The following is a 22,795-nucleotide window of genomic DNA, read 5'->3' on the forward strand; positions in this document are numbered from 1 at the left end:
TGTCAGGCGCTCTCGCGCAGCATGAGCTTGGCGATGTTGAGCTGGTGGATCTGGCTGGTGCCTTCGTAGAGGCGGAACAGGCGCACGTCGCGGAAGTAGCGCTCGATGGGGCTGAAGTCGGCCACATAGCCCGCGCCGCCGAACATCTGTACGGCGCGGTCGGCCACGCGGCCGCACATTTCGGAGGCGAAGTACTTGCACATGGAGGCGGACAGCGCCACGTCCTCGCCCCGGTCGCGGGCGCGGGCGGCCTCCAGGATCATGGATTGGGCCGCGAAGATCTCGGTGCGGCTGTCGGCCAGCATGGCCTGCACCAGCTGGAAGTTCGCCACCGGCTGGCCGAACTGCTCGCGCTGGCGCACATGGGCCAGCGCCAGGTCCAGCATGCGGATCGCCGGCCCCGTGCACAGCGCGGCCAGGTGCAGGCGCTGCTTGTTGAGCACCTTCATCACGGTCTTGAAGCCCTGGCCCTCGCGCCCGCCGATGATCTGGTCGGCCGGCACGCGGCAGTCCTGGAAATGCACGTCGGACACGGGCGAGCCCGCCTGGCCCATCTTGCGATAGGGCCGGCCTGTCACCAGGCCCGGCGAGCGCTCCACGAAGAAGGCCGTCAGCCCCTCGCTGCCCGTGCTGCCTTCGCCGGTGCGGGCGATGACGGTGAACACATCGGCCAGCGGCGCATTGGTGATGAAGCGCTTGCTGCCGTTGAGCACATAGTGGTCGCCCTCGCGGCGCGCCGTTGTCTGGATGTTGCTTGCCTCCGAGCCCGCGTCCGGCTCGGTCAGCGCCAGGCAACCCGTGAGCTCGCCGCGCGCCATGCGCGGCAGCCAGCGCTGCTTTTGCGCCTCGGTGCCGTCGGCCACGAGGGCTTCGGAGCCAATGCCGGTGTTGGTGCCCACGCGGGCCCGCAGCGCCACCGAGGCCTGGGACAGCTCGAAGGCGCAGCGCACCAGCTCCTCGGTGCTCAGGCCCAGGCCGCCGTAGGCCTGGGGAATGCTCCAGCCGAAATAGCCCTTGTCGCGCAGTTCCTGGACTACGGCAGGCGGGATCTCGTCATCGCGCTCGATCTGCTCCTCCAGCGGATGCCAGCGGTGGCGCACGAAATGGCGGATGTCTGCAATCAACGCCTGCAGGCGGGCGTCGGCGGGATGGGGGGTGGGGGCTTGGCTCATGGGCCGCACTGTAGGAAGCGCGGGCACCAGGGCTGCAATGCAGTTTCAAATATTGAAATGCAGTTGCGGCTTTGCGGCGGTGGTCCGCACAATCGCCACGTGCCCCACACCCCCATTGCCCACCAACCCAGGGACTCGCAGGATGTCTGCCGCATCCGCGAGCAGGACCCGTATTTCGCAGGCACGCTGGCCAAGGGGCTGATGATCCTGCAGTGCTTCGTCAGCGACCCGCGCCCGCATGCCAACAGCGAGCTGGCCCGCCGCCTGGGCCTGCCGCGCCCCACCGTGTCCAGGCTGTGCCGCAGCCTGCAGACCATGGGCTACCTGGACCATGACGAGCGGCTGGACCGCTACTTCGTCGGCCCGGCCGCCGTCGCCCTGGGCTACCCCTATGTGATCAACACGCCGCTGCTGGGGCCTTTGCGCCTGCCCATGCAGGCCCTGGCCGACCGCGTGAAGGGGGCGGTATCGGTGGGCGTGGTCATGGACCTGGATGTGGTCTACCTGGATACCTGCGCCTGGGAAGGCGGCACGCTCAAGCGCCCCGGCGTGGGCGCGGTTCGCGGCGTGCTGGAAACGGCCATGGGCCGGGCAGGGCTTGCCCAGCTCGATGCCGGGGAACTGCAGCGCTTCCTGGACCGCGTGCGCAGCCAGCGGCCCGAGGAATACGCGCGCTGCAGGGACAACGCCAGCGAAAGCCTGGCGCACTATGCCGCCCGGGGCTTCGCAGTCAACATGGGCGACTCCGGCCTGGGCGTGTGCGCGGTGGGCGCGGCCTCCCGCATCCGCTACGGGTCGCGCCGGCTGCTGTTCAACTGCGCCGTGCCGGGCCTGCGCATGCCGGCCCGCACGCTGATCCGGGATGTGGGCCCCCAGTTGGCGCAGTTGGTGGCCCTGTGCGACCGGCTGCCCGTGGACCGCTGATCTGCGGGCCTGGCGCTTCAGAAGGCGGCCAGCACGATGCCGATGGCCAGCAGCACGCCGAAGGAGATCCAGCCGTTCTTCTGGTCCAGGCCGCCGATCTGGCGCAGCGCCTCTTCACGCGCAGCGCCCGCCAGGCCCATCTGGTTGACCTGCTGTACGCGCGTGACCAGCCACTGCAGGTAGGTGCGCTTGACAGTGAAGGAAATCGCCACCGCGATGCCGAGCACGCGGCCGGCGCCGCCCGTGCCGGGCATCAGCAGGTTGATGATCAACAGGGTGATGAAGGCCACCACGGCATAGGCGTAGACGCGGCGCGCAATGGCCCAGGATACGCCCATGAAGGGAATGGCCGTCCAGCAGGGACTGAGTGCGGCGAAAAATCCCTTTTTCCCGCTGACCATGCGCTCCCACAGCGGACTGTATTTGTCGGCATTCGGGCCGATGGCGGTCTCCATATCGGACCACTCGATTCCCGTCAAGTCCATTTTGGTGATGAGCAGCGCCTTGAATTGTTCTTTCAAGGGCATGGAATTCAATAGGTTGGGTGTATCGCTCATGGTTTTCCTTGTTGAATGAGGCGGGATTCCGGGCGTGATGGTCTGGATGCCGCAGCGGGCGCTGCGCGCAGGGCTGTTGTCTCGAAAGAGGGCCCCTGTCTCTGGACGGGCGCCATTCTATGGGGAGATACATGGGAAATGGCAAGCCCAATGGATTGGTTTGCAATGGAAAATGAATGAATGCGCTCGTGAGAAATACAGTTTTTTACATATTCAATGCCATGGGCTGTTATTTCCTCATTGGCCGGATGGCGAATTTTCGTGGCGAGTTGATTCAACCTGATCCATCTTTCATTGGGGATTCATATGAATATGCATATCGCGACGGATACAGCGAATGGGATGGGCCTGGGGGCCAGGTGCATTGCCATGGACGGGAATCGGGCTCGCACAACGGGTGTGCCGTCCTTCGTGCAGGCGCTTCGCTGCGGGACCGCGCAGGGGTCCCGGCGGGCCGGGGCAGCGCGGGGCCGATAGCCGAGCGCAATGCCCGTATTGGCCGCAGGGCGCTGCCGCTGCAGGCCGTGCCGCGCGACAATGGCGGCCTAATGTCATCCCCTACTTCTTCCAAACCGTCCCGGCCCGGCGCCGACGAGGCGGCAGCGCCCTCCGCGCGCCCTGTGCTGCGCCGCCCCGAAAAGCCACAGGCCGAGCCGGCTGGCGATGCCCGCCGCCCCTCTGGTGGCGCAGGCAGATCTGCGGGCGCACGCGGCCCGCGCAACGACCGCAATGACCGCAATGAACGCGGCGGGCGCAATGAACGCTACGAGCGCTCCGACCGCCGTGATGCAGGCCCTCGCGGCGATGCCCGTGATGCGGCACCCCGCGGCGACGTCCGTGATCAGCGCCCGCGCAGCAGCGGTTTCGGCCGTGCCGAGGATCTGGACCGTTCCCAGCCGCGTGGCGACTGGCGTGGCCAGGGCGGCGGCGAAAACCGTGCCCCGCGCGAGCAGCGCGATCCCCGTGATGCGCGTGACACGCGCCATGCGGGCGACATGCGCGACTCCCGTCCCCCGCGTCCGCCCCGCCCGGATGATCGCCGCGACCGGCCCTATGGCCAGCGCGACGAGCGTCCGCGTGATGGGCAACGTGACGGCCCCCGTGACGGCCCCCGGGAAGGCGGCTTCCGTGATCGCCCCCGTGACGACGCCCGGGGCCCCCGCCGCGACGATGCGCGCGGTCCCCGCCGTGATGACGCCCGCGGCCCGCGCCGCGATGCGCCGGCCCAGGCCGAACCCGCCTACCGTCCGCTCAGCGGCATCCGCACCTACCGTCCCGCCGACGGTGGCGCCAGCCGCGAGATTCCCGTCAAGCGTGCCCCCGCGCCCGTGCAGGAGCAGGTTCCGGGCGCCGTGCGCATCAACAAGCGCCTGGCCGACATGGGCCTGTGCTCGCGCCGCGAGGCCGACGAGTGGGTGGACAAGGGCTGGGTCCGCGTCAACGGCGAACTCGCCGTCATGGGCCAGAACGTGGTGGCCGCCGACCGCATCACGGTCGAGCGCGAGGCACGTGACCGCCAGGACCAGCAGGTCACCATCCTGATCCACAAGCCCATGGGCTACGTCAGCGGACAGGCCGAGGATGGCCACGAGCCCGCCGTGGTCCTGGTCACTCCCCAGAACCACTGGAACCAGGACACCAGCCGCACGCGCTTCAACTTCGCGCAGCTCAAGGGCCTGGCGCCCTGCGGCCGGCTGGACATCGACTCCGTGGGCCTGCTGGTCATGACCCAGGATGGCCGCGTGGCGCGCCAGATCATTGGCGAAGACTCGGAGATGGACAAGGAGTACCTGGTACGCGTGACCTACGGCGACCGCGACATCGACGTGCAATCCGTGTTCCCGGCCGAGCAGCTGGCACGCCTGTGCCATGGCCTGTCGCTGGACGGCGAGGAACTCAAGCCCGCCAAGGTGGACTGGCAGAACCCCGAGCAGCTGCGCTTCGTGCTGACCGAAGGCAAGAAGCGCCAGATCCGCCGCATGTGCGAACTGGTGGGCCTGCGCGTGGTGGGCCTCAAGCGCATCCGCATCGGCCGCGTGACGCTGGGCAATCTGCCTGTGGGCCAGTGGCGCTATCTGGGTGCACACGAGAATTTTTAGCACCCCCTGAGCGGCTGCGCCGCTTCCCCCTCTCTCGCTTCGCGGGAGGGGGACGGCACCCTCGGTGCGGGACGGCCCTTCCTCGGTGCCCCTGATTTGGGCAGCGACGGTTTTGAGCTCGTGTTTAGAATGCGAACCATTCTCAAACGAGCTTCAGCGCTGCGGCACGCCAGTCCGGGGCGCGTCCGTCTTTTCATGCGCGCACCGGCCGATCCTGTACACACCCTCTATGTCGAACACCACGGCTGGCTGCAAGGCTGGCTGCGCCGCAAGCTGGGCAATGTGTTCGAGGCTTCCGATATCGCGCACGACACCTTTGTCAACGTGATCACCTCGGGCATGGCCGGCCGCATCGAGCAGCCGCGCCCCTTCCTGGCCACCGTGGCTCGCCATCTTGTGATCCGCCAGCACCGGCGCCGGCTGCTGGAGCGCGCCTATCTCGACACCCTGGCCCTGCTGCCGGCCGAGCTGGCTCCCTCGCCCGAGGAGCGGCTGATCGCGCTCGAATCACTGCAGGCCGTGGACCAGGCGCTGGACGCGCTGGCGCCCAAGGTGCGCGAGGCCTTCCTGCTGGCCCACCTCGAAGGCCTGAGCTATGCGGACATCGCCACGCGCCTGGGCGTGTCCATGACCAGCGTCAAGCGCTACCTGGCCCAGGGCTATGAGCGCTGCTTCGTGCTGGCGCTGTCCTGATGGCGCCGGTGCCTCCTTCCGATCCTCGGCGCCTGTCCAGCGCCACGCCGCTACCCGGCAACAGTATCCAGGCGCCCCAGGCGCTGGGCCGGCCCTTGCCGGCCGGCGTGGCGCGGGCGGCTGCCGGCTGGTTTGCGCTGCTGCAATCGGGCCAGGCCTCGGCCGCCGACCGGGCGCGCTGGCAGCGCTGGCTCGATGAAGACGCCGACCATGGCCGCGCCTGGGCCCATCTGCAGGCCGTCACGGGCGCGCTGACGGGGCTCAATGCCGGTGGCGCGGGCTATCGCGGCCTGTCCGCTGCTCCCCGGGCTGCGCGGCGGCGCCTGCTGGGCCTGTTCGCGGGGATGGGCACGGCGGCGGGCGCGGGCTGGCTGGCCAGCCGCACGCCGCAGTGGCAGCAGATGGCGGCCGACTACTCCACCGGCACGCAGCGCCGCCGCTGGAGCCTGCCCGACGGCACGGACATGCTGCTGGGCCCCGGCAGCGCCGTGGCCTTGCAGTTCGACGGCAGCGAGCGCCGGCTGCGCCTGCTGGCCGGCGAGGCGCTGTTCACCACCGGCCATCCCGCAGGAACGTTGGGCGATCTGCCCTTTGTGGTGGAGACCGCCCACGGCCGCGTGCGCGCCCTGGGCACGCGCTTCATGGTGCGCAGCAACCAGGCAGGTGCGCGCGTGGCGGTGTTCGAGGGCGCCGTGGAACTGCGCCCGGCCGGCACAGGCGCATCCGCACGGCGTCTGCAGGCGGGCGAGGCCATGGACTTCACGCGCACGGGCTGGGGCACGGTGCAGCCGGCAGGCCCTGCGGATGACGCCTGGAGCCGGGGCCAATTGTGGGTGGACAACCAGCGCCTGGACGACTTCCTGGCCGAGCTCAACCGCTACCGCCCCGGCTGGCTGCACGCCGATCCGGCCGTGGCCGGGCTGCGGTTCTCAGGCGTGTTCCCGCTGGACGAAGGGGGCATCGACGGCACGGACGCCGTGCTGGCCATGCTGCCCGGTGCGCTGCCCGTGCAGCTGCGCTGGCGCACGCGCTGGTGGGTGGTGGTGGAGCCTGCGCAGGTGCGCGGCTGAGGCTTTTTTCTTCCTTTTCGCTTTTTTTGCGCCGGGGGTGACCCGATTTCCCGAGCCGCGCTTCCTTGCTTCCGAGAGCTTTGATTTTCGACATCGGAACACAGGGAGAACCCAGGACCATGCAACCCCTTTTCATGCCCCGCCCCGCGCTGGCGCTGGCCATCGCGCTCATGCCCGCCGCCGTGCTGGCCCAGGCCCAGCGCAGCTATGACGTCGCTGCCGGCCCGCTGGATGCCGCCTTGCGCAGCACGGCCGCCCAGGCCGGCGTGGCCCTGATATTCACGGCCGAGCAGACGGCCGGACAGCGCAGCGCGGGCCTGCGCGGCAGCTTCACGGTGGAGGCTGCCTTCGAGGCGCTGCTGGCCGGCACCGCCTGGCAGGCCGTGCGCCAGGCCGGCGGCGGCTATGCGCTGCGGCGCGTGGAGCAGGTGGCGCCCGTGGCGGCCGCCGGTGCCACGCTGGCCACGGTCAACGTGACGGCCGCTGCCGAGCGCAGCGCGGTCTCCGAAGGCACGGGCTCCTACGCCACGCGCCAGTCCAGCACGGCCACACGGCTGGGCCTGTCGCAGCGCGAGACGCCGCAGTCGGTCAGCGTGGTCACGCGCCAGTTGATGGACGACCAGGGCCTGACCAGCCTGCCGGAGGTGCTGGAGAAGACGCCCGGCATCACCGTGGGCCGCAACGACAGCGAGCGCACCACCTTCTACTCGCGCGGCTATGCCATCGAGAATTTCCAGTTCGACGGCGTGCCCAACACCATGGACTCGGCCAACCAGTACACCACCTCGCTGGCCGACAGCGCCATCTATGACCGCGTGGAGGTGGTCAAGGGCGCCACAGGCCTGCTCACGGGCGCGGGCTATCCGTCGGCCGTGGTCAATCTGGTGCGCAAGCGGCCCACCAAGACCTTCCAGGCCTCGGCCGAGGCGGCCATCGGCCGCCATGACCGGTTGCGCGGCGTGGGCGACATCTCCGCGCCGTTGACCGAAGACGGCCGCGTGCGCGCCCGCGTGGTGGCCGTGGCGCAGAACGCCAGGTCCCATGTGGACGACTACAGCCGCAACGTGCGCAGCCTGTACGGCATCATCGAGGCCGACCTGGGCCCGGGCACCGTGGCCAGCCTGGGCATTGACCACATGCAGACGCGCGCCAACGGGGCCAGCTTCGGCCACATCCCGCTGTTCTTCAAGGATGGCAGCCGCACGCACTTCCCCACCTCGCTCAACCCTGCGGCGCGCTGGTCGTACTGGGACAACGACAGCACCAACGTGTTTGCCGAACTCAAGCACAGCTTCGGCAATGGCTGGAAGATGGACCTGTCTGCCAGCCGGCTGCGCCAGTCGCGCGACGTGGAGGTCGGCGTGGCAGCCCACGGCATGGTGGACCCGGTCAGCGGCCTGGGCATCAACATGCTGTCCAACAAGATTCCCACCGATGCCACCACGCAGGCCGTGAATGCGGCGCTGTCCGGGCCGTTGCAGCTGTTCGGGCGCGAGCATGAGCTGTCGTTCGGCGCCAGCTGGTCGCGCCAGCGCCGCCATGCGCCCGGCTACAGCAATGCCTACGGCCCCGTGGGCAACTACTTCGAGTGGGACGGCCAGGTGCCCCGGCCCGATTTCCAGCTGCGCAACCACCGCATGACGCGCATCGTGGAAAAGGGTGTCTTCGGCGCCGCGCGCCTGCGGCCCACGGACGATCTGTCGGTGATCCTGGGTGCGCGCGTGAGCTGGTACGACATGCTGGACGACACCACGGGCCTGAACGGAAGCTACGTCGTGAACAACGCGCTGCGCGTGGCGCACAAGACCGTGCCCTATGCGGGCGTGGTGTATGACCTGAACCGCCAGCTGTCGCTGTACGCCAGCCAGACCGATATCTTCAATCCGCAGACCTACTACAAGGACGCTGCCGGCAGCCCGCTGCCGCCGCTCACGGGCCGCAGCCGCGAAGTGGGCGTCAAGGGCGAGTTCCTGGACGGCCGGCTCAACGCCTCGCTGGCGCTGTTCCACATCCAGCAGCGCAATGCCGCGCAGTACGTCAGCGCCAACCCGCAATCCGGGGAAGAGGTCTATGCGGCCATCGACGGCGTGACCAGCAAGGGCGTGGAGATGGAAGTGTCGGGCAGCATCACGCCGGCCTGGAACATCTACGGCGGCTACACCTACCGCACTTCGCGTGCGCCGGCCCAGCCCGACGTGATCCTCAGCGCGGTCAACACCAACCAGCCGCGCCACCTGTTCAAGCTCAGCACCAGCTACCGTCTCAACCCGCAGTGGACCGTGGGTGGGTCGCTGGCCTGGCAGAGCCTGACCTACTACCAGCAGTCCGCCGCTCCCTACGCGCGCGCCGACCAGCGTGCCTATGCGCTGGTGGGCCTGATGGCGCGCTACGACGTGGACCGCCAGTGGTCGGTGACGCTGAACGTCAACAACCTGTTCGACAAGACCTATATGCCGGGCCTGGGTTCCTATGGCACGGGCGTGTATGGCGATCCGCGCAATGTGCTGGTCACGGCCCGCTACAGGTTCTGATGCGGCTGCCTGGCGGCTGTGCCACTAGGCCTGCGACCACATCCGCAACAGGTTGTGGTACGTGCCGGACAGCGCGGATAGGGCGGGGTCGCCCGGGTGGCGCAGCGTCAGTTGCTGGATCTGCTGGTCCAGGTCGAACAGGAGGCGGCGCTGCTCGTCCGAGGCCACGAGGCTGTGGGTCCAGAAGAAGCTGGCGTAGCGCGTGCCGCGCGTGACGGGGTTGACGCGGTGCAGGCTGGTGCCGGGGTAGACGATGGCGTCGCCTGCGGCCAGCTTCACGCTCTGGTGGCCGAAGGTGTCTTCCACGACCAGCTCGCCGCCTTCGTATTCGTCGGGCTCGCTGAGGAATACGGTGGTGGAGACATCGCTGCGCACCTTGATGGCCGTGCCGGGGATGGTGAAGATGGCATTGTCTATGTGGTTGCCGTAGGTGCCGCCGCCTTCGTAGCGGTTGAAGCGCGGCGGCAGCACCTTCAGCGGCAGCGTGGCCGACATGAACAGCGCGCTGGTGCCCAGCCTGTCGAGGATGAGGTTGCCTATCGCCTGGCCGGCCTGGCTGTCCAGCGGCAGCTGCAGGTTGGCCTTGACCTGGGCCGCCAGGGGGCCGGCCGTGGCGCGGCCGTCCTGCCACGGGGCCTGCTCCAGCGCCTGGCGGCACTGGCGCACTTCGTCGGGGCTGAGCAGGGCGGGTATGCGGAGCATCATGGCAGGCGGTCCTCAAGGGCGGAATCAATGAGTGTCCCGCAAAAAAGCCCCGCAGGCGGCGATGGCCTGCGGGGCTTTGCGGTGATCTGCGCAGCGTCAAGCCGCTGCGCGTTCGCCCGGGGCGATCAGCAGATCAGTACGTCCACTTGAGCGAGGCCACGGCCGAGCGGCCTGCCGCCATGGTCGCGTAGTGGGGCGAACGCACGCCGCTGTAGTAGACCTTGTCGCCCAGGTTGTACAGGTTCAGCTGCACGGTCAGGTTGCGGTCGATCTGGTAGGCCACCATGGCGTCGTAGCGCGCATAGCCGCTGGCGCCCTTGGTGACGATGCCGCCATCCACGGTGGAGCGGATGTAGCTCTGGTTCACGCTGCTCTGGGCGTAGATGCCCAGGCCCACGGTCAGCTTGGCCATGGGCTTGTAGCTGGTCCACAGGCTGAAGCTGTGCTTGGGCGTGTTGGGGAAGGGCTGGCCGTTGGCCACGTTGCCTGCGCCTGCGTTCTTCTGCTCGCTGTCCATGTAGGTGTAGCCGCCGAAGACGCTCAGGCCCGGCAGCACGCTGCCCGTGAAGCCCAGCTCCACGCCGTTGACCACCTTGTTGCCGCCCATGTAGGTGACGCCGTTTTCGGTGATGCGCGCATTGGTCACGTCGTTGCGGAACAGCGCGGCGGTCAGCGCCAGGCGCTTTTCCATCAGGTCCCACTTGGTGCCCAGCTCCAGCGAGCGGGTCTTCTCGGGAGCGAGGTTGGCCAGCTGGTCGGTGGAGATGCCCAGGTCCTCGTTGCCGTTGCCCAGCATGGAGCCGCCGGGGCGCGAGGAGGTGCCGAGGCTGGCGTAGATGCTGCCGTTGGTGGCCGGCTTGTAGACCAGGCCCAGCTGGTAGTTGAAAAGCGTGTCCGAACGGCTCAGGTCATAGGCCGGCGTGTTGCGGCCGGCGGGGCCGGAGGCGCTGAGCTTGTAGTGGTCCAGGCGCAGGCCGGCGTTGAGCAGCCACCGGTCGTTGAACTTGAGCGTGTCGAAACCGTACAGCGCCACGGTGTCGATCTTGTTGTGGCTGGGGTCGCCCAGGGTGACGGGCAGGTTCCACAGCGGGCTGCTGTCCGGGTTGTTCAGCGAGGCGCACCACAGGCTGGCGGCCGTGCAGGTGGTGTTGGTGGTCTGCAGCGCGGCGGTGCGGGACTCGGCCTTTTCCTTGGACAGCTCCAGGCCGAAGGCGTAGCTGTGGCCCACGCTGCCGGTCTGTGCCTTGCCCGTGAATTCCGACAGGTTCTGCAGCGTCTTGATGTCGGCCACGCGTGCATTGCCACGGCGGAACACATAGCCATTGACGACATTGCCCTTGCTGTCGTCGGGCTGGGTCCACAGGTAGTCCTGTTCGGACTTGCTGTAGCGCAGGCTGTTGCGGAACTTGTTCGTGTCGGTGAACTTGTGCTCCACGGTGGCCGTGAACAGGTCGCTCTTTTCCTTCTCGTAGTCGCGGCTGGTCAGGCCGTACCAGTTGTCGCGGTTGCTGCCGTAGGTGGGGCGCACCACGCTGCCGCCGGGCAGGCCGGCTGCCGCCGTGCTGGTGTACAGGTAGGGCACGCCGCCATCGGGAATGTTGTCGGTCTGCAGGTGCTGCCAGGACAGCGAGACCTCGGTGGGCGTGCCCATGCCGAAGGTCACCGTGGGGGCGATGCCCCAGCGCTTGTTCTCGGGGCCGCTGCGGCCGGGAACGTCGGCGTCGTGCACCATGGCGTTCAGGCGCAGGCCCACGCCTTCGCCCAGCACGCGGTTGGCGTCGATGGTGGCGCGCCGGTAGCTGTCCGTGCCCAGGCCCACGTCGCCGCTGATGAAGTTCTCGTTCCTGGCCTTCTTGGTCACCAGGTTGATGGAGCCGCCAGCGCCGCCACGGCCTGCATAGGCCGAATCGGCGCCCTTGATGACCTCCACCGATTCCAGGTTGAACACTTCGCGCGTACCGGCCGCGATGTCGCGCATGCCGTCCACGAAGGTGCTGGCCTGGGCATCCATGCCGCGGATGAAGGGCTGGTCACCCGAGGGGTTGCCGCCTTCGCCGTTGCCGAAGGTGATGCCGGGCGTGGACCGCAGGGCTTCCTGCAGGCTGGTCGCGCCGGTCTGCTTGATGATTTCCTCGTTGATGACCTGCACCGTCTTGGGCGTGTCCACCAGCGGGGCCGTGAACTTGGCCGAGGAGGCGTTGTCGGTCTTCACGGGCGCTTCGGTCGAAGACGTCACGTTCACGGTGCCCAGCGTGGTGCTGGCCTGCGCAAAGGCCGGGGTGCCAGCAAGGCACAGGGCAGCGGCAAGGGCCAGCTGGGTGAGGTTCGCGGGGGGGAGGATTTGTTGGATTTTGCTCATGTTCACTCCGATGAAAGCCCGCGGATTGTTATTGCGAATCACTAGTGTTCGGTTTCTGCTTCGTAAAGTTGGCCTGTTTGCCCTGGGTAAAAGTCCTTCGCGTTGCCGCCATGCAACAAACGAAAACCGTGTTTCACCAAAGGTCCAATGAAAACGCGGCTGCTGCCGGACGAAAAAAAGCGGCTGTCGCCAGCCGCCGGGGTTTGCTGCGGGGCGCCTGCTGCGCCCGTGCCTGGCCTTACTCGTCGGCCGGATTGGACAGCAGGGCCTTGTAGATCACGGCGCCGATCAGCGCGCCCACGATGGGGGCCACCCAGAACAGCCACAGTTGCGAGACGGCGATCTCGGGACCGAACAGGGCCGGGCCCGTGCTGCGCGCGGGATTGACCGAGGTGTTGGTCACGGGAATCGAGATCAGGTGGATCAGCGTCAGGCACAGGCCGATGGCCAGCCCGCCAAAGCCGGCTGCCGCGCGCTTGGCCGTGGCGCCCAGGATGACCAGGATGAAGAAGGCCGTCATCACCACCTCGGTGACCAGGGCAGCCGTCATGCCGTAGCCGCCCGGCGAATGCGTGCCGAAGCCGTTGGTGGCAAAGCCGCCGATGTCGGCACCGGCCTTGCCCGTGGCGATCACGTAGAGAATGCCTGCGCCCGTGATGGCGCCCAGCACCTGGGACACGACGTAGCCCGGCAGCTCGCTCCAGGCAAAGCGCCCGCCCATGGCCAGGCCCACGGAGACGGCAGGGTTGAAGTGCCCGCCCGAGATGGGACCGAAGGCATAGGCGCCGGTGACCACCGTCAGGCCGAAGGCCAGCGAGACGCCGACCAGGCCGATGCCCACCTGCGGGAAGGCGGCGGCCAGCACGGCCGCACCGCAGCCGCCCAGGGTCAGCCACAGGGTTCCGAGGAATTCTGCGGACCATTTTTGAACAGAGCTGTGCATGGGAAATCTCCTGAAACAGGCCCGCCGCTGCGCCCGGGCCCTGCGCGCACTGCCCGCCGAATGGCGGAAAGTGGCGCAGTTATAGCGCTGCGCCTGGCCTGCCGAGAGGGCAAGAAAGTGAACAATCGTCCACAGCCTGCGTCGCCACAGGGGCGGCGGGCTCTTGAAATTGCATCCGCCGACCCGAGATGAGGGCTGATTTTTTCCCTGTTGTGAACCCATAGGACATAGGACACTGTCTGCATGAGCAAGCAAACCCATTCTTTTCAGGCCGAAGTTGCACAGCTGCTGCACCTGGTCACGCATTCGCTGTATTCCAACCCCGAGATCTTCCTGCGCGAGCTGGTCTCCAACGCATCGGACGCCTGCGACAAGCTGCGCTTCGAGGCGCTGAACAATGCCGCGCTGTATGAAGACCAGCCCAACCTGGAAGTGCGCGTGTCCTTCGACGCCGCCGCCAAGACGCTGACCATTGCCGACACCGGCATCGGCATGAGCGAGCAGGAAGCCATCGACAACCTGGGCACCATCGCCAAGAGCGGCACCAAGGCCTTCATGGAAAAGCTGTCGGGCGACCAGAAGTCGGACTCGCAGCTCATCGGCCAGTTCGGCGTGGGCTTTTACTCGGGCTACATCGTGGCCGACAAGATCACCGTGGAAACACGCCGCGCGGGCCTGCCGGCCGCCGAAGGCGTGCGCTGGACCAGCGGCGGCACGGGCGAGTTCGAGGTCGAGCAGATCGAGCGCCCCCAGCGCGGCACCAGCATCACGCTGCACCTGCGCCCCGAGGCCGAGGAGTTCCTCAATGCCTGGAAGATCAAGCAGGTCATCGGCAAGTACTCCGACCACATCAGCCTGCCCATCCTCATGGAAAAGGAGGAATGGAAGGACGGCGAGAACGACCAGCCCGGCGCCATGGTCAAGACCGGCGAGTGGGAGACCATCAACAAGGCCAGCGCGCTGTGGACGCGTCCCAAGAAGGACATCACGGCCGAGCAGTACCAGGACTTCTACAAGGCCATCAGCCACGACTTCGAGAACCCGCTGACCTGGAGCCACAACCGCGTGGAGGGCAACACCGAGTACACGCAGCTGCTGTTCATTCCGGCCAAGGCACCGTTCGATCTCTACAACCGCGACAAGAAGGCCGGCGTCAAGCTATACGTCAAGCGCGTCTTCATCATGGATGACGCCGAGGCGCTGATGCCCGGCTACCTGCGCTTCGTCAAGGGCGTGATCGACTCGGCCGACCTGCCGCTGAACGTCAGCCGCGAGCTGCTGCAGGAAAGCCGCGACGTGCGCCTGATCCGCGACGGCTCCACCAAGCGCGTGCTGTCCATGCTGGAAGACCTGGCCAAGCACGATCGCCACGAGGCCGGCGAAGGCTCGGACGGCGTCACCGACGTGGTCAGTGAAGAGGACAAGGCCAAGGAAGGCAAGTACAGCCAGTTCTACGCCGAGTTCGGCGCCGTGCTCAAGGAAGGCCTGGGCGAGGACTTCGCCAACAAGGAACGCATCGCCAAGCTGCTGCGCTTTGCCTCCACCAGCCAGGAAGACGCCATGGTCTCGCTGGCCGACTACAAGGCCCGCATGAAGGAAGGCCAGGACGCGATCTACTACATCACGGCCGACTCCCTGACGGCAGCGCGCAACAGCCCGCAGCTCGAAGTCTTCCGCAAGAAGGGCATCGAAGTGCTGCTGATGGCCGACCGCGTGGACGAGTGGGCCATGGGCTACCTGACCGACTTCGAAGGCACGCCGCTGCAGTCCGTGGCCAAGGGCGCCGTGGACCTGGGCAAGCTGCAGGACGAAGAGGAAAAGAAGGCCGCCGAGGAAGCGGCCGAAGCCTTCAAGCCCCTGCTGGCCAAGCTCAAGGAGGCGCTCAAGGACAAGGCCGAGGACGTGCGCGTGTCCACGCGCCTGGTCGACTCGCCGGCCTGCCTGGTGGTTCAGGACGGCGGCATGAGCCTGCAGCTGGCGCGCCTGCTCAAGCAGGCCGGCCAGCAGGCGCCGGACGCCCGCCCCGTGCTGGAGGTCAACCCCGAGCATCCGCTGGTCAAGAAGCTGGACGGATCGGTGCATTTCCATGACCTGGCCAACATCCTGTTCGACCAGGCCGTGCTGGCCGAAGGCGGCATGCCCGAGGACCCGGCCGCCTACGTCAAGCGCGTGAACGCTCTTCTCGCGTGAGTTCCTCACAAGGATCGCCCAGGCGCATTCCATAGGCCTCAGTGCCTGCTCACTGTCGTGCCAGCGCACGGCAGACAAGCCTTCCAAGCCGGTGCCAGCCAAGCTGCCACCGGCTTTTTCACGTCTGCAATCCGTGAGGAAAACCGGTAGTCGTCGGTGGACTCACGGAAAACTCACAAATTCTTCTAAATACTCACTTTTGTTAAATATTACAGATCATATTTACTTTTGGTAATAAAGAACCATCATGCCTCCCTTTGGTGCGTCCGGTTGTCGGCTTTTTGACAGAGCTGTTCCAGCCGGGCACCCCGTGCGTCCGTGCCTGCGGCATTCGGCGCTGTCAACGAAGCAAAAGAGAGGTTTGTATGGCTTTCACGAGAAAGGGCTGGCTGGCGCGTGCGCTGCTGTCCGGCGGCTTGCTGGCAACAGCGGCTGCCGTGGCGGCGCCGGCCGATACCGACATCCTGGTCAACCAGGATGGTCTCTATGACGGACAGGACGCATCGGCAGGGCCTGCCGGTGGCACCTTCACCTATGTGGCCAAGGTCAGGCACAACAACATCGGTCCCGACGCCGTAGGCGTCACCCTGACCGAGGTGCTGCCCGTGGGCGCCGTGTTCCAGGGCTACAGCAGCAGCCCGGGCGGCATCACCTGCACGGCACCGGCTGCCGGCACGGTGCTCACCGCAGGCAACAACACGCTGGTCTGCAACATCGGCAACCTGGCGCCCGCCGATGGCTTCAAGTCCGTGGGCTTCGAGGTCATCCTGCCGACCGTCGGCACCAACTGGCGCGCCGTGGCCAGCGCGCGCATGGCCTCGCCCGACTACGACAACGACCAGAACAACACGCAGCTGGACCGCAACTTCACCACCACCGAGGCCGCCGATCTGGCCATTGCGATGGCGGCTCCCGCCAGCGTCGCCAACGGCGGCGCCTTCCAGTACGTCATCGACGTGCAGAACAAGGGCCCGTCCGAGGTCCCCGCCGGTGGCCGTACCGTGGTGCGTTTCCCCGTGCCCAACGGCGCCGTGGTCACGGGCGTGCCCTCAGGCAGCGGCTGGAGCTGCACGCCGGCCTCGGGCTATCCGCTGATCTCGGGCGAACTTAGCTGCACGCGCGGCGGCCCGGTGCTGCCAGGCGCCGTGCTGCCAGCCATCACCGTGCCGGCCATCGCCAACATGAGCGGCACCATTGCCGGCGCTGCCAGCGTCAAGGGCTACAAGGACGCCAGCACGGAGATGCCCGACGGCCAGTCCGGCAACAACACCGCCAGCGCCGCCGTGGTCTCCAGCGGCAGCGAGTTCGTGGATGTCTCGCTGCGCAAGCAGGTGGCGCCTACAGTGCTGGATGCGCTGCAGGCAACCGAGGTCACCTACACGCTGCAGCCGCGCCGCGAAGGCGGCTCCCTCGTGCCGCGCGATCTCACCGTCACCGACACCCTGCCGGCCGGCGTGACCTTCACGGGCTTCGACGGCAGTACGGCGCCCTGGAACTGCGGCCACAACAGCGGCACCATCACCTGCACCCATGCGGGCGAGTACCCGGTGGCCGGCTACGCCAACATGCAGGCCATCCGCTTCAAGGCCAGCGTGGCTGCGGGCGGGACACCCGGCACGCAGCTGGTCAACCAGGGCGTGATCGGTGTGGCACCCGGCCTCAACGAGCCCAATACGACCAACAACACGGCCAGCGCGGCCGTGGACTTCAGCAACGATGCGCGGCTGAGGCTGGCCAAGGCCGGCCCTGGCCGCCCGGTGCTGGCAGGCCAGGAGTTCGAGTACACGATCACGGTGACCAACACCGGCCCCATGCCCGTGCTGCCGAATCAGCAGATCACCGTGACCGACAACCCCGCAGACGGCCGCATGGCCATCGTCAGCATGTCCGGTGCGGGCACCGGCGCGGGGGAATGGACCTGCACCACCCCGAGCTGCACCTCGACCGCGGGCCTGGCCGTGGGCGCCAGCCGCCAGATCAAGGTCAGGGCCAAGGTCACGCTGGCTTCGGGCCATCTGGACTTCACCAACAACGCCTCCGCTGGCGTGATCGGCCGGGACAATGCATCGGCCACCACCTCCGCGACCGTCACCGTGTCTGCCGACAAGGTGGATGTGGGCATCGTCAAGAGCGTGGTCAGCCCCGTGCCGCCGGCTGCCATCAAGAGCGGTGAGGAGGTCACCTACCAGCTGGTGGTGAAGAACCACTCGGCCAGCACGACGGTGACGAATGTCCGCGTGCGCGACGCGCTGCAGTCCCTGGTCAAGCAGACCGACGGCGTGCGCATCGTGGGCGGCAACCCGGTGGACGAGGCCGGCAATCCCGTGCCGTACACCTACCCGGGCGGCGGCTTTGTCTCCAGCCGCATCGTCTCCGGCGCCAACGCCAGCTGCGGCACTCCTTCGGGCGGCGTCAACAGCGAGACGCGCGATCTGACCTGCGACATCACCTCCATGGCCCCGGAGGCCGAGGTGGTGATCGAGGTCAAGATCCGCCCCAAGCGCGCCACCACCGGCACCTATGCCAACGCGGCCTCGGCCCAGTCTCTGGACATCCATGACGCCGATCCCGGCAACGATTCCTCGACGGCCAGCATCACCGTGCAGGCCATCGCGGAAATCGCAGCGCAAAAGCAGGTCTCGCCCAAGGTGGCGGCTGCGGGCGAGCCGCTGACCTATACGGTCACGGTGCCCAACTACGGCCCCTCGTCGGCCGCCAATGTCACGCTCAAGGACGTGCTGCCTGCAGACGCCATCTTCATCGGCACGCCCACGGTCTCCGGCGGCGGCACCTGCACTCCGGCTGCCACCGATGGCGTGCAGGGCGGAACGCTGGAGTGCGCCTGGGCCAATCCGCTGCCCACAGGCGCGCAGTACACCGTGACCTACAAGATGCGCTCGCGCGGCGATCTGGCGGCTGACACGGAGATCCTCAACACGGTCGCCGTCGACACCACCACCGAGGAACTGACCAAGGCCAACAACCAGGCCGAGGCCAAGGCCCGGCTCAAGCGTGCCGAGCTGGATGTGAACATCAGCATGCGCCACACGGCGGACGGCCTGGTGCTGGGTGAGGACACCGAATACACCATCACGGTGACCAACTCCGGCCCCTCCTACGCCACCCAGGTGGTCGTGACCGACAAGTTCCCCGCATCGGGCTCCACGGCCACCTTCAGCTACCAGAACGGCCTGGCGCTGGCCGGCATTCCCGGCGCCTCCGCATCCTGGTGCGGCGTGCAGCCGGCGCTGAACGCGACCAGCGGGCCTCTGCAGTGCACCATCCCCTCGCTGGCGCCGGGCCAGAGCATGACCATCAAGTTCAAGATGCGTGCACAGACCCTGCCCGACAAGGCTTCGGGCGGCACCATCTACCACGAGGCCTCGGTCAAGCCCTTCGAGACGGAATGGCTGAGCAATGGCGGCGATGTGATCGTCAACAACACCACCACCGACCGGACCTCCACCAGCCGCCAGGGCAATGCCGTGGACCTGGGGATCGGCAAGCAGGGCCCCGCCGGCCCGCTGGACGATGGCGACACGGCCAGCTACACGCTGACCGTCACCAACTACGGCCGCGATCCGCAGTCGCCCGCGGGCGGCTCGGTGACCGACGTGCTGCCCGCCGGGCTGGAGTTCGTCTCGGCCTCGGCAGGCTGCAGCTATGCCAGCGGCACGCGCACCGTGACCTGCAGCGTGCCGCAGCTGGCCCAGGGCGGCACGGCCGTCTTCACGCTGGAGACCAAGCTGGACAAGCCCTACAAGGGCGCCCGCCCGCTGGTCAACTCGGCAACGGTCTCGGTGCCCGGTGACGGCAATCCCGACAACGACAAGAGCACGACCACCACGCCGCTCAAGCCGGGGCCGGGCGGCACAGCCAGCATTCCCACGCTGTCGCAGTGGGGCCTGATGCTGATGTCGTCCCTGCTGGCGCTGATGGCGCTGGGGACCATGCGCAGGCGCGAGCGTCGGTGATGCGCTCGTGACGACAAGGGCCGGTGGCGTGATTCACGCACCGGCCTTTGTCGTCTTTGAGCGGTCCGAAGATAATGCGAGCCTATAGAGGGACACTGTTTCGCAACCGCCAGGTCGCAAGCCCGGCAACCAACACTCCAAGACCTGCCATGCTGCGTTTCTTTCTGATCTTTCTGGCCATCCAGCTGACGATGTTCGGGCTGAACCTGCTCAGTTGGGTGCAGCAGCACATCGTGCTGCCCTGGACGGCCTTCCTGGCGCACATCTGCGCCTCGCTGGTGACCTGGTTCGACAGCACGGCCTCGGCCACGGGCAAGGTGCTGTGGAACACGGCCACGGGCTTCGGCGTCTCCATCGAGGCCGGCTGCAACGGCCTGGAGGCCTACATCGTGCTGTTTGCCGCCGTGATGGCCTTCCCCTCGTCATGGCGCCAGAAGCTGGTGGGCCTGCTGGCCGGCTTCGTGGCCGTGCAGGCCATCAACGTGCTGCGCGTCATCAGCCTGTTCTACCTGGGCCAGTGGAGCACCACGGCCTTCAACTTCGCGCATGAGTACCTCTGGCAAGCGCTGATCATGCTGGACGTGCTGGTGTTCTGGCTGCTGTGGGTGCGCTGGAGCGGCCGCAAGGCGCCGTCGCACGATGACGGCGGCCAGCCGCCGCTGCCGCCTGCCACGGCTGCCTCTGCCGCCGTGGCCGCCTGAGGAGCAGGCCATGATCGGACGCAATCCCATCTCGCGCTTCGCGGCCCTGGCCATGGGCGGCATCGTGGTGCTGACCCTGGCCTGGACGCTGGCGGCTGGCTGGCTGGCCGTGCCGGTGTCCGGCATGAGCAAGTGGGTGCTGGAGAACGCCGCCAACGGCTGGGTGCAGCGCGTGGACCTGGAGACGCCCCGCAACCTGGTCGTCAATTCCTCGGTCCAGGTCTCCAACGAGCAGACCGGCTGGCGCCGCGCCGAGGCCATCGTCGAGGTCGATCCCGCCCGCTACGGCTACGGCCTGCCCGTGCTGGTGGCCATGCTGCTGGCGGCCTGGGGGCCGGGCCGGTGGTGGCGCATCCTGGTGGGCTATGTGGCGCTGCTGCCCTTGCAGACCTTCAGCGTGGTCTCGCAGGTGCTGATGCAGCTGTGCCTTGCGGCGCGGCTCGACCTCAACGTGCTGGGCATACAGACATGGCAGCTGGAGGCCATCGTCTACGCCTACCAGATGGGCGGGCTGATGGTGCCCACGCTGTGCCCGGTACTGCTGTGGCTGGCGCTGGACATGGGCTTTGTGCGCCGCGTGCTGCTGCCGGCCTGGAACCGCAGCCGGGCGCCTGCCGCCGCGCCCCAGCCCATGGTGGCGCCCAAGCCCTCGGCCTGGCGCCAGACCGATGGCGCCGCCACCTCCACCGGCCACCCGCTGGTGTCTTCCAGCAGCGCGGCCACCCTGCCCAAGGCCAAGGCCACCAGCGGCACGCCGCAGCGCTGAAGGCCGTGCGCGGCCGTCTTCAGGCCTGAGCGGGCATGGGCGGCAGCAGGCCGCGCTCGGTGATGAAGTCGATCACCTCGCGCAGGCCCTTGCCGCTTTTCACGCTGCCCATCACATAGGGCTTGTGGGCGCGCATGCGCTGCGTGTCGGCTTCCATGATGGACAGATTGGCGCCCACGTAGGGCGCCAGGTCGGTCTTGTTGACCACCAGCAGATCGCTCTTGGTGATGCCGGGGCCGCCCTTGCGCGGAATTTTCTCGCCGCCGGCCACGTCGATCACGTAGATGGTCAGGTCCGACAGCTCGGGGCTGAAGGTGGCGGCCAGGTTGTCGCCCCCGCTTTCGATGAAGACGATGTCCGCCTCGGGGAACTGGCGCAGCATGCGGTCCACGGCCTCGAGGTTGATGGAGGCGTCCTCGCGGATGGCCGTGTGCGGGCAGCCGCCGGTCTCCACGCCCATGATGCGCTCGGGCGGCAGGGCCTCGGCCACCGTCAGCAGGCGCTGGTCTTCCTTGGTGTAGATGTCGTTGGTGATGACCACCAGGTCGTAGTGGGCGCGCATGGCCTTGCACAGCATCTCCAGCAGCGTGGTCTTGCCGGAGCCGACCGGGCCGCCGATGCCGACGCGCAGCGGGGGGAGTTTCTTGGTGCGGGTGTTCATGGTGGACTTGGGGTAAGTGATCAGGACCGGAAGAGCCGGGAGTACTGGTGTTCGTGCCGCGCCTGCAGCACGCTCCATTGGGGCAGCATGGTGTCCAGCCGGGGCGGCGCCTCGCTGGCGCGGCGGCGTGCCTCGCCCACGGCCTGCTCCAGCAGCGGATGCAGGGCCAGCAGCAGGCTCTGGCCCGCTACCTGGCCCAGCGGCACGGCCTTGATGGCGGCGGCCACCTGGTTCTCCAGCCAGGCAAAGCCATAGGCCAGCAGGGCATGGTCCTCGTCGGCATCCACGGCGGCGCAGGCACAGGCAAAGGCCGTGGGATAGGCCAGGCCAGGGGTGTCCACAAGGGCGCCCAGTTGTGCGATGCGGGGCGCAAAGGCCTCGCCGCCCCAGGGCACGGAGCGCAGCAGGCTGTGCAGCGACCAGCCCATCTGCAGCGTCTCGGCACGGGCCTCGCGGCTGTCGCGGCTGGCAATGAACCACTGGTTCCACTCGCGCACCGCCCCCTCGTCGCCTGCGCTCCAGGCCCGGCGCAGCAGCAGCCACAGCGGCGCCTCGCAGCGTGCAAAGCCGTGGGCCAGCGCATCGGCAATCCAGGTGCGCGCCGTGCCGGCGTCCGTGACCAGGCCGTGCTCGATGGCGGCCTCCAGCCCCTGCGAATAGCTGAAGCCGCCCACGGGCAGCTGGGGCGATGCCAGGTGCAGCAGGGCGCACAGCCCCTGCATCGACAGGTCAGCCATGCGGATGGTCGTGGCCGTGCCCGTGTCCGCAGCAGCCTTTGTGATCATGGTCATGGCTGTGGTCGTGGCCATGTTCATGCCCGTGGGAATGATCGTGTGAATGGTCGTGTGAATGGCCGTGTGCGTGCCCATGGTCATGCAGCGCATACACGCTCTGCGCCAGTGCCTGGTCCTCGGCAAAGCTGGTGTCATGGCCGTGGCGGTGGCCGCCGCCATAGGCGCCGGCCTCGGGCTCGAAGGGCGCATCCACCAGGGCCACCTGCGCACCCAGGCGCAGCAGCATGTCGTGCAGCACGGGGTCGTTTTCCAGGTGCAGGTGCGTGGGCGTGACCTCCACCGGGATATGCCGGTTGCCCAAGTGGTAGGCCGCACGCAGCAGGCCCAGTGGCGTGGCCGCCGTCACGCGCAACACCGCTTGGGGCGCCGCGCGCACGGCGACCAGGCTGCCATCCTCTGCCACCAGCACATCGCCGCCGCGCAGCACGCTGCCGCGCGCCAGCACCACGGCCAGCTCGCGCCCCGTGGAGTCAATGGCCGCAAAGCGGCTCTTCTGGCGCATGTCCCAGTCCAGTTCCAGCGTGGCGGCGCGCCTGACCAGCACGGCGGCAAGGCCGCCGCCCTGGGGCATGTGTTTGTTGACGGTGAGCATGAATTGTTTCGTATTAACGTTCGTTATAACATTGCGAAGTCAATGACTTCCCTGGAGATTCCAT

At 67.8% G+C, this 22,795-nt stretch carries 17 protein-coding genes; 9 read left to right on the top strand and 8 right to left on the bottom strand.

What is annotated here, in order from left to right:
* Positions 1–2: 2 nt before the first annotated feature.
* Entirely contained in the window at positions 3–1,172 is a 1,170-nt protein-coding gene (locus tag GRX31_RS04580) for an acyl-CoA dehydrogenase family protein (protein ID WP_160851676.1), read from the bottom strand.
* A gap of 57 nt (positions 1,173–1,229) precedes the next feature.
* Between GRX31_RS04580 and GRX31_RS04585 the strand changes: the two genes are divergently transcribed.
* Complete coding sequence (locus tag GRX31_RS04585) at positions 1,230–2,096, top strand: IclR family transcriptional regulator (RefSeq protein WP_016446586.1); 867 nt, start codon at positions 1,230–1,232, stop codon at positions 2,094–2,096.
* A 17-nt stretch (positions 2,097–2,113) separates the two neighbouring features.
* Here the strand turns inward: GRX31_RS04585 and GRX31_RS04590 are convergent, their stop codons facing one another.
* Positions 2,114–2,653 carry a hypothetical protein gene (locus tag GRX31_RS04590; RefSeq protein ID WP_160851678.1) on the bottom strand — a complete coding sequence of 180 codons (540 nt, stop codon included), beginning with the start codon at positions 2,651–2,653 and terminating at the stop codon, positions 2,114–2,116.
* A gap of 176 nt (positions 2,654–2,829) precedes the next feature.
* Between GRX31_RS04590 and GRX31_RS30500 the strand changes: the two genes are divergently transcribed.
* The 4 genes from GRX31_RS30500 to GRX31_RS04610 all read left to right on the top strand — a co-directional run bounded on the left by GRX31_RS30500 (position 2,830) and on the right by GRX31_RS04610 (position 9,046).
* Positions 2,830–4,752, top strand: coding sequence for a pseudouridine synthase (locus GRX31_RS30500; RefSeq protein WP_202396482.1), 1,923 nt, complete (start codon positions 2,830–2,832; stop codon positions 4,750–4,752).
* A gap of 195 nt (positions 4,753–4,947) precedes the next feature.
* Entirely contained in the window at positions 4,948–5,445 is a 498-nt protein-coding gene (locus GRX31_RS04600; protein ID WP_013804342.1) for a sigma-70 family RNA polymerase sigma factor, read from the top strand.
* On the top strand, positions 5,445–6,515 hold the full coding sequence (locus GRX31_RS04605) for a FecR domain-containing protein (protein ID WP_160851680.1): 1,071 nt from the start codon (positions 5,445–5,447) through the stop codon (positions 6,513–6,515). Before GRX31_RS04600 ends, GRX31_RS04605 begins: the two co-directional genes overlap by 1 nt.
* 119 nt (positions 6,516–6,634) lie before the next feature.
* Positions 6,635–9,046: a TonB-dependent siderophore receptor gene (locus tag GRX31_RS04610; protein WP_160851682.1), complete on the top strand. Its 2,412-nt coding sequence runs from the start codon at positions 6,635–6,637 to the stop codon at positions 9,044–9,046.
* A 24-nt stretch (positions 9,047–9,070) separates the two neighbouring features.
* Here the strand turns inward: GRX31_RS04610 and GRX31_RS04615 are convergent, their stop codons facing one another.
* The 3 genes from GRX31_RS04615 to aqpZ all read right to left on the bottom strand — a co-directional run bounded on the left by GRX31_RS04615 (position 9,071) and on the right by aqpZ (position 13,053).
* Entirely contained in the window at positions 9,071–9,751 is a 681-nt protein-coding gene (locus GRX31_RS04615; RefSeq protein ID WP_160851684.1) for a Fe2+-dependent dioxygenase, read from the bottom strand.
* Between the two features lie 133 nt (positions 9,752–9,884).
* Positions 9,885–12,110: a TonB-dependent receptor gene (locus GRX31_RS04620; RefSeq protein WP_046239192.1), complete on the bottom strand. Its 2,226-nt coding sequence runs from the start codon at positions 12,108–12,110 to the stop codon at positions 9,885–9,887.
* 238 nt (positions 12,111–12,348) lie between these two features.
* Positions 12,349–13,053: an aquaporin Z gene (gene aqpZ / locus GRX31_RS04625; RefSeq protein ID WP_016446578.1), complete on the bottom strand. Its 705-nt coding sequence runs from the start codon at positions 13,051–13,053 to the stop codon at positions 12,349–12,351.
* A gap of 243 nt (positions 13,054–13,296) precedes the next feature.
* Here aqpZ and htpG point away from each other — a divergent pair, with 243 nt between their 5' ends.
* The 4 genes from htpG (at position 13,297) to GRX31_RS04645 (ending at position 20,684) form a co-directional block, all read left to right on the top strand.
* On the top strand, positions 13,297–15,243 hold the full coding sequence (gene htpG, locus GRX31_RS04630; RefSeq protein ID WP_160851686.1) for a molecular chaperone HtpG: 1,947 nt from the start codon (positions 13,297–13,299) through the stop codon (positions 15,241–15,243).
* A 365-nt stretch (positions 15,244–15,608) separates the two neighbouring features.
* On the top strand, positions 15,609–19,217 hold the full coding sequence (locus tag GRX31_RS04635) for an IPTL-CTERM sorting domain-containing protein (RefSeq protein ID WP_160851688.1): 3,609 nt from the start codon (positions 15,609–15,611) through the stop codon (positions 19,215–19,217).
* A gap of 149 nt (positions 19,218–19,366) precedes the next feature.
* On the top strand, positions 19,367–19,918 hold the full coding sequence (xrtH, locus tag GRX31_RS04640; protein WP_017407194.1) for an exosortase H: 552 nt from the start codon (positions 19,367–19,369) through the stop codon (positions 19,916–19,918).
* Between the two features lie 10 nt (positions 19,919–19,928).
* Positions 19,929–20,684, top strand: a complete 756-nt coding sequence (locus tag GRX31_RS04645; protein WP_012203109.1) for an exosortase H-associated membrane protein — start codon at positions 19,929–19,931, stop codon at positions 20,682–20,684.
* Positions 20,685–20,703: 19 nt separating this feature from the next.
* Here the strand turns inward: GRX31_RS04645 and ureG are convergent, their stop codons facing one another.
* Genes ureG through ureE form a run of 3 tightly spaced genes read right to left on the bottom strand, consistent with a single transcriptional unit; the run spans position 20,704 to position 22,731 of the window.
* The gene (gene ureG, locus GRX31_RS04650) at positions 20,704–21,345 is read right to left on the bottom strand and encodes an urease accessory protein UreG (protein ID WP_016446573.1); all 642 of its coding nucleotides are present in this window, start codon (positions 21,343–21,345) and stop codon (positions 20,704–20,706) included.
* Positions 21,346–21,365: 20 nt separating this feature from the next.
* On the bottom strand, positions 21,366–22,082 hold the full coding sequence (locus GRX31_RS04655; RefSeq protein ID WP_160851757.1) for an urease accessory protein UreF: 717 nt from the start codon (positions 22,080–22,082) through the stop codon (positions 21,366–21,368).
* Positions 22,075–22,731, bottom strand: a complete 657-nt coding sequence (gene ureE, locus GRX31_RS04660; RefSeq protein ID WP_160851690.1) for an urease accessory protein UreE — start codon at positions 22,729–22,731, stop codon at positions 22,075–22,077. The genes GRX31_RS04655 and ureE overlap by 8 nt, the downstream gene beginning before the upstream one ends.
* Positions 22,732–22,795: the final 64 nt, after the last annotated feature.

The sequence above is a fragment of the Delftia sp. CH05 genome, from assembly GCF_009827015.1.
Classification (GTDB): Bacteria; Pseudomonadota; Gammaproteobacteria; order Burkholderiales; family Burkholderiaceae_C; genus Comamonas; species Comamonas tsuruhatensis.

Coding starts and splice junctions, on each gene's coding strand:
- GRX31_RS04580 (WP_160851676.1), bottom strand. CDS start 1,172: ATGAGCCAAGCCCCCACCCCCCATCCCGCCGACGCCCGCCTGCAGGCG.
- GRX31_RS04585 (WP_016446586.1), top strand. CDS start 1,230: ATGCAGTTGCGGCTTTGCGGCGGTGGTCCGCACAATCGCCACGTGCCC.
- GRX31_RS04590 (WP_160851678.1), bottom strand. CDS start 2,653: ATGAGCGATACACCCAACCTATTGAATTCCATGCCCTTGAAAGAACAA.
- GRX31_RS30500 (WP_202396482.1), top strand. CDS start 2,830: ATGAATGCGCTCGTGAGAAATACAGTTTTTTACATATTCAATGCCATG.
- GRX31_RS04600 (WP_013804342.1), top strand. CDS start 4,948: ATGCGCGCACCGGCCGATCCTGTACACACCCTCTATGTCGAACACCAC.
- GRX31_RS04605 (WP_160851680.1), top strand. CDS start 5,445: ATGGCGCCGGTGCCTCCTTCCGATCCTCGGCGCCTGTCCAGCGCCACG.
- GRX31_RS04610 (WP_160851682.1), top strand. CDS start 6,635: ATGCAACCCCTTTTCATGCCCCGCCCCGCGCTGGCGCTGGCCATCGCG.
- GRX31_RS04615 (WP_160851684.1), bottom strand. CDS start 9,751: ATGATGCTCCGCATACCCGCCCTGCTCAGCCCCGACGAAGTGCGCCAG.
- GRX31_RS04620 (WP_046239192.1), bottom strand. CDS start 12,110: ATGAGCAAAATCCAACAAATCCTCCCCCCCGCGAACCTCACCCAGCTG.
- aqpZ (WP_016446578.1), bottom strand. CDS start 13,053: ATGCACAGCTCTGTTCAAAAATGGTCCGCAGAATTCCTCGGAACCCTG.
- htpG (WP_160851686.1), top strand. CDS start 13,297: ATGAGCAAGCAAACCCATTCTTTTCAGGCCGAAGTTGCACAGCTGCTG.
- GRX31_RS04635 (WP_160851688.1), top strand. CDS start 15,609: ATGGCTTTCACGAGAAAGGGCTGGCTGGCGCGTGCGCTGCTGTCCGGC.
- xrtH (WP_017407194.1), top strand. CDS start 19,367: ATGCTGCGTTTCTTTCTGATCTTTCTGGCCATCCAGCTGACGATGTTC.
- GRX31_RS04645 (WP_012203109.1), top strand. CDS start 19,929: ATGATCGGACGCAATCCCATCTCGCGCTTCGCGGCCCTGGCCATGGGC.
- ureG (WP_016446573.1), bottom strand. CDS start 21,345: ATGAACACCCGCACCAAGAAACTCCCCCCGCTGCGCGTCGGCATCGGC.
- GRX31_RS04655 (WP_160851757.1), bottom strand. CDS start 22,082: ATGGCTGACCTGTCGATGCAGGGGCTGTGCGCCCTGCTGCACCTGGCA.
- ureE (WP_160851690.1), bottom strand. CDS start 22,731: ATGCTCACCGTCAACAAACACATGCCCCAGGGCGGCGGCCTTGCCGCC.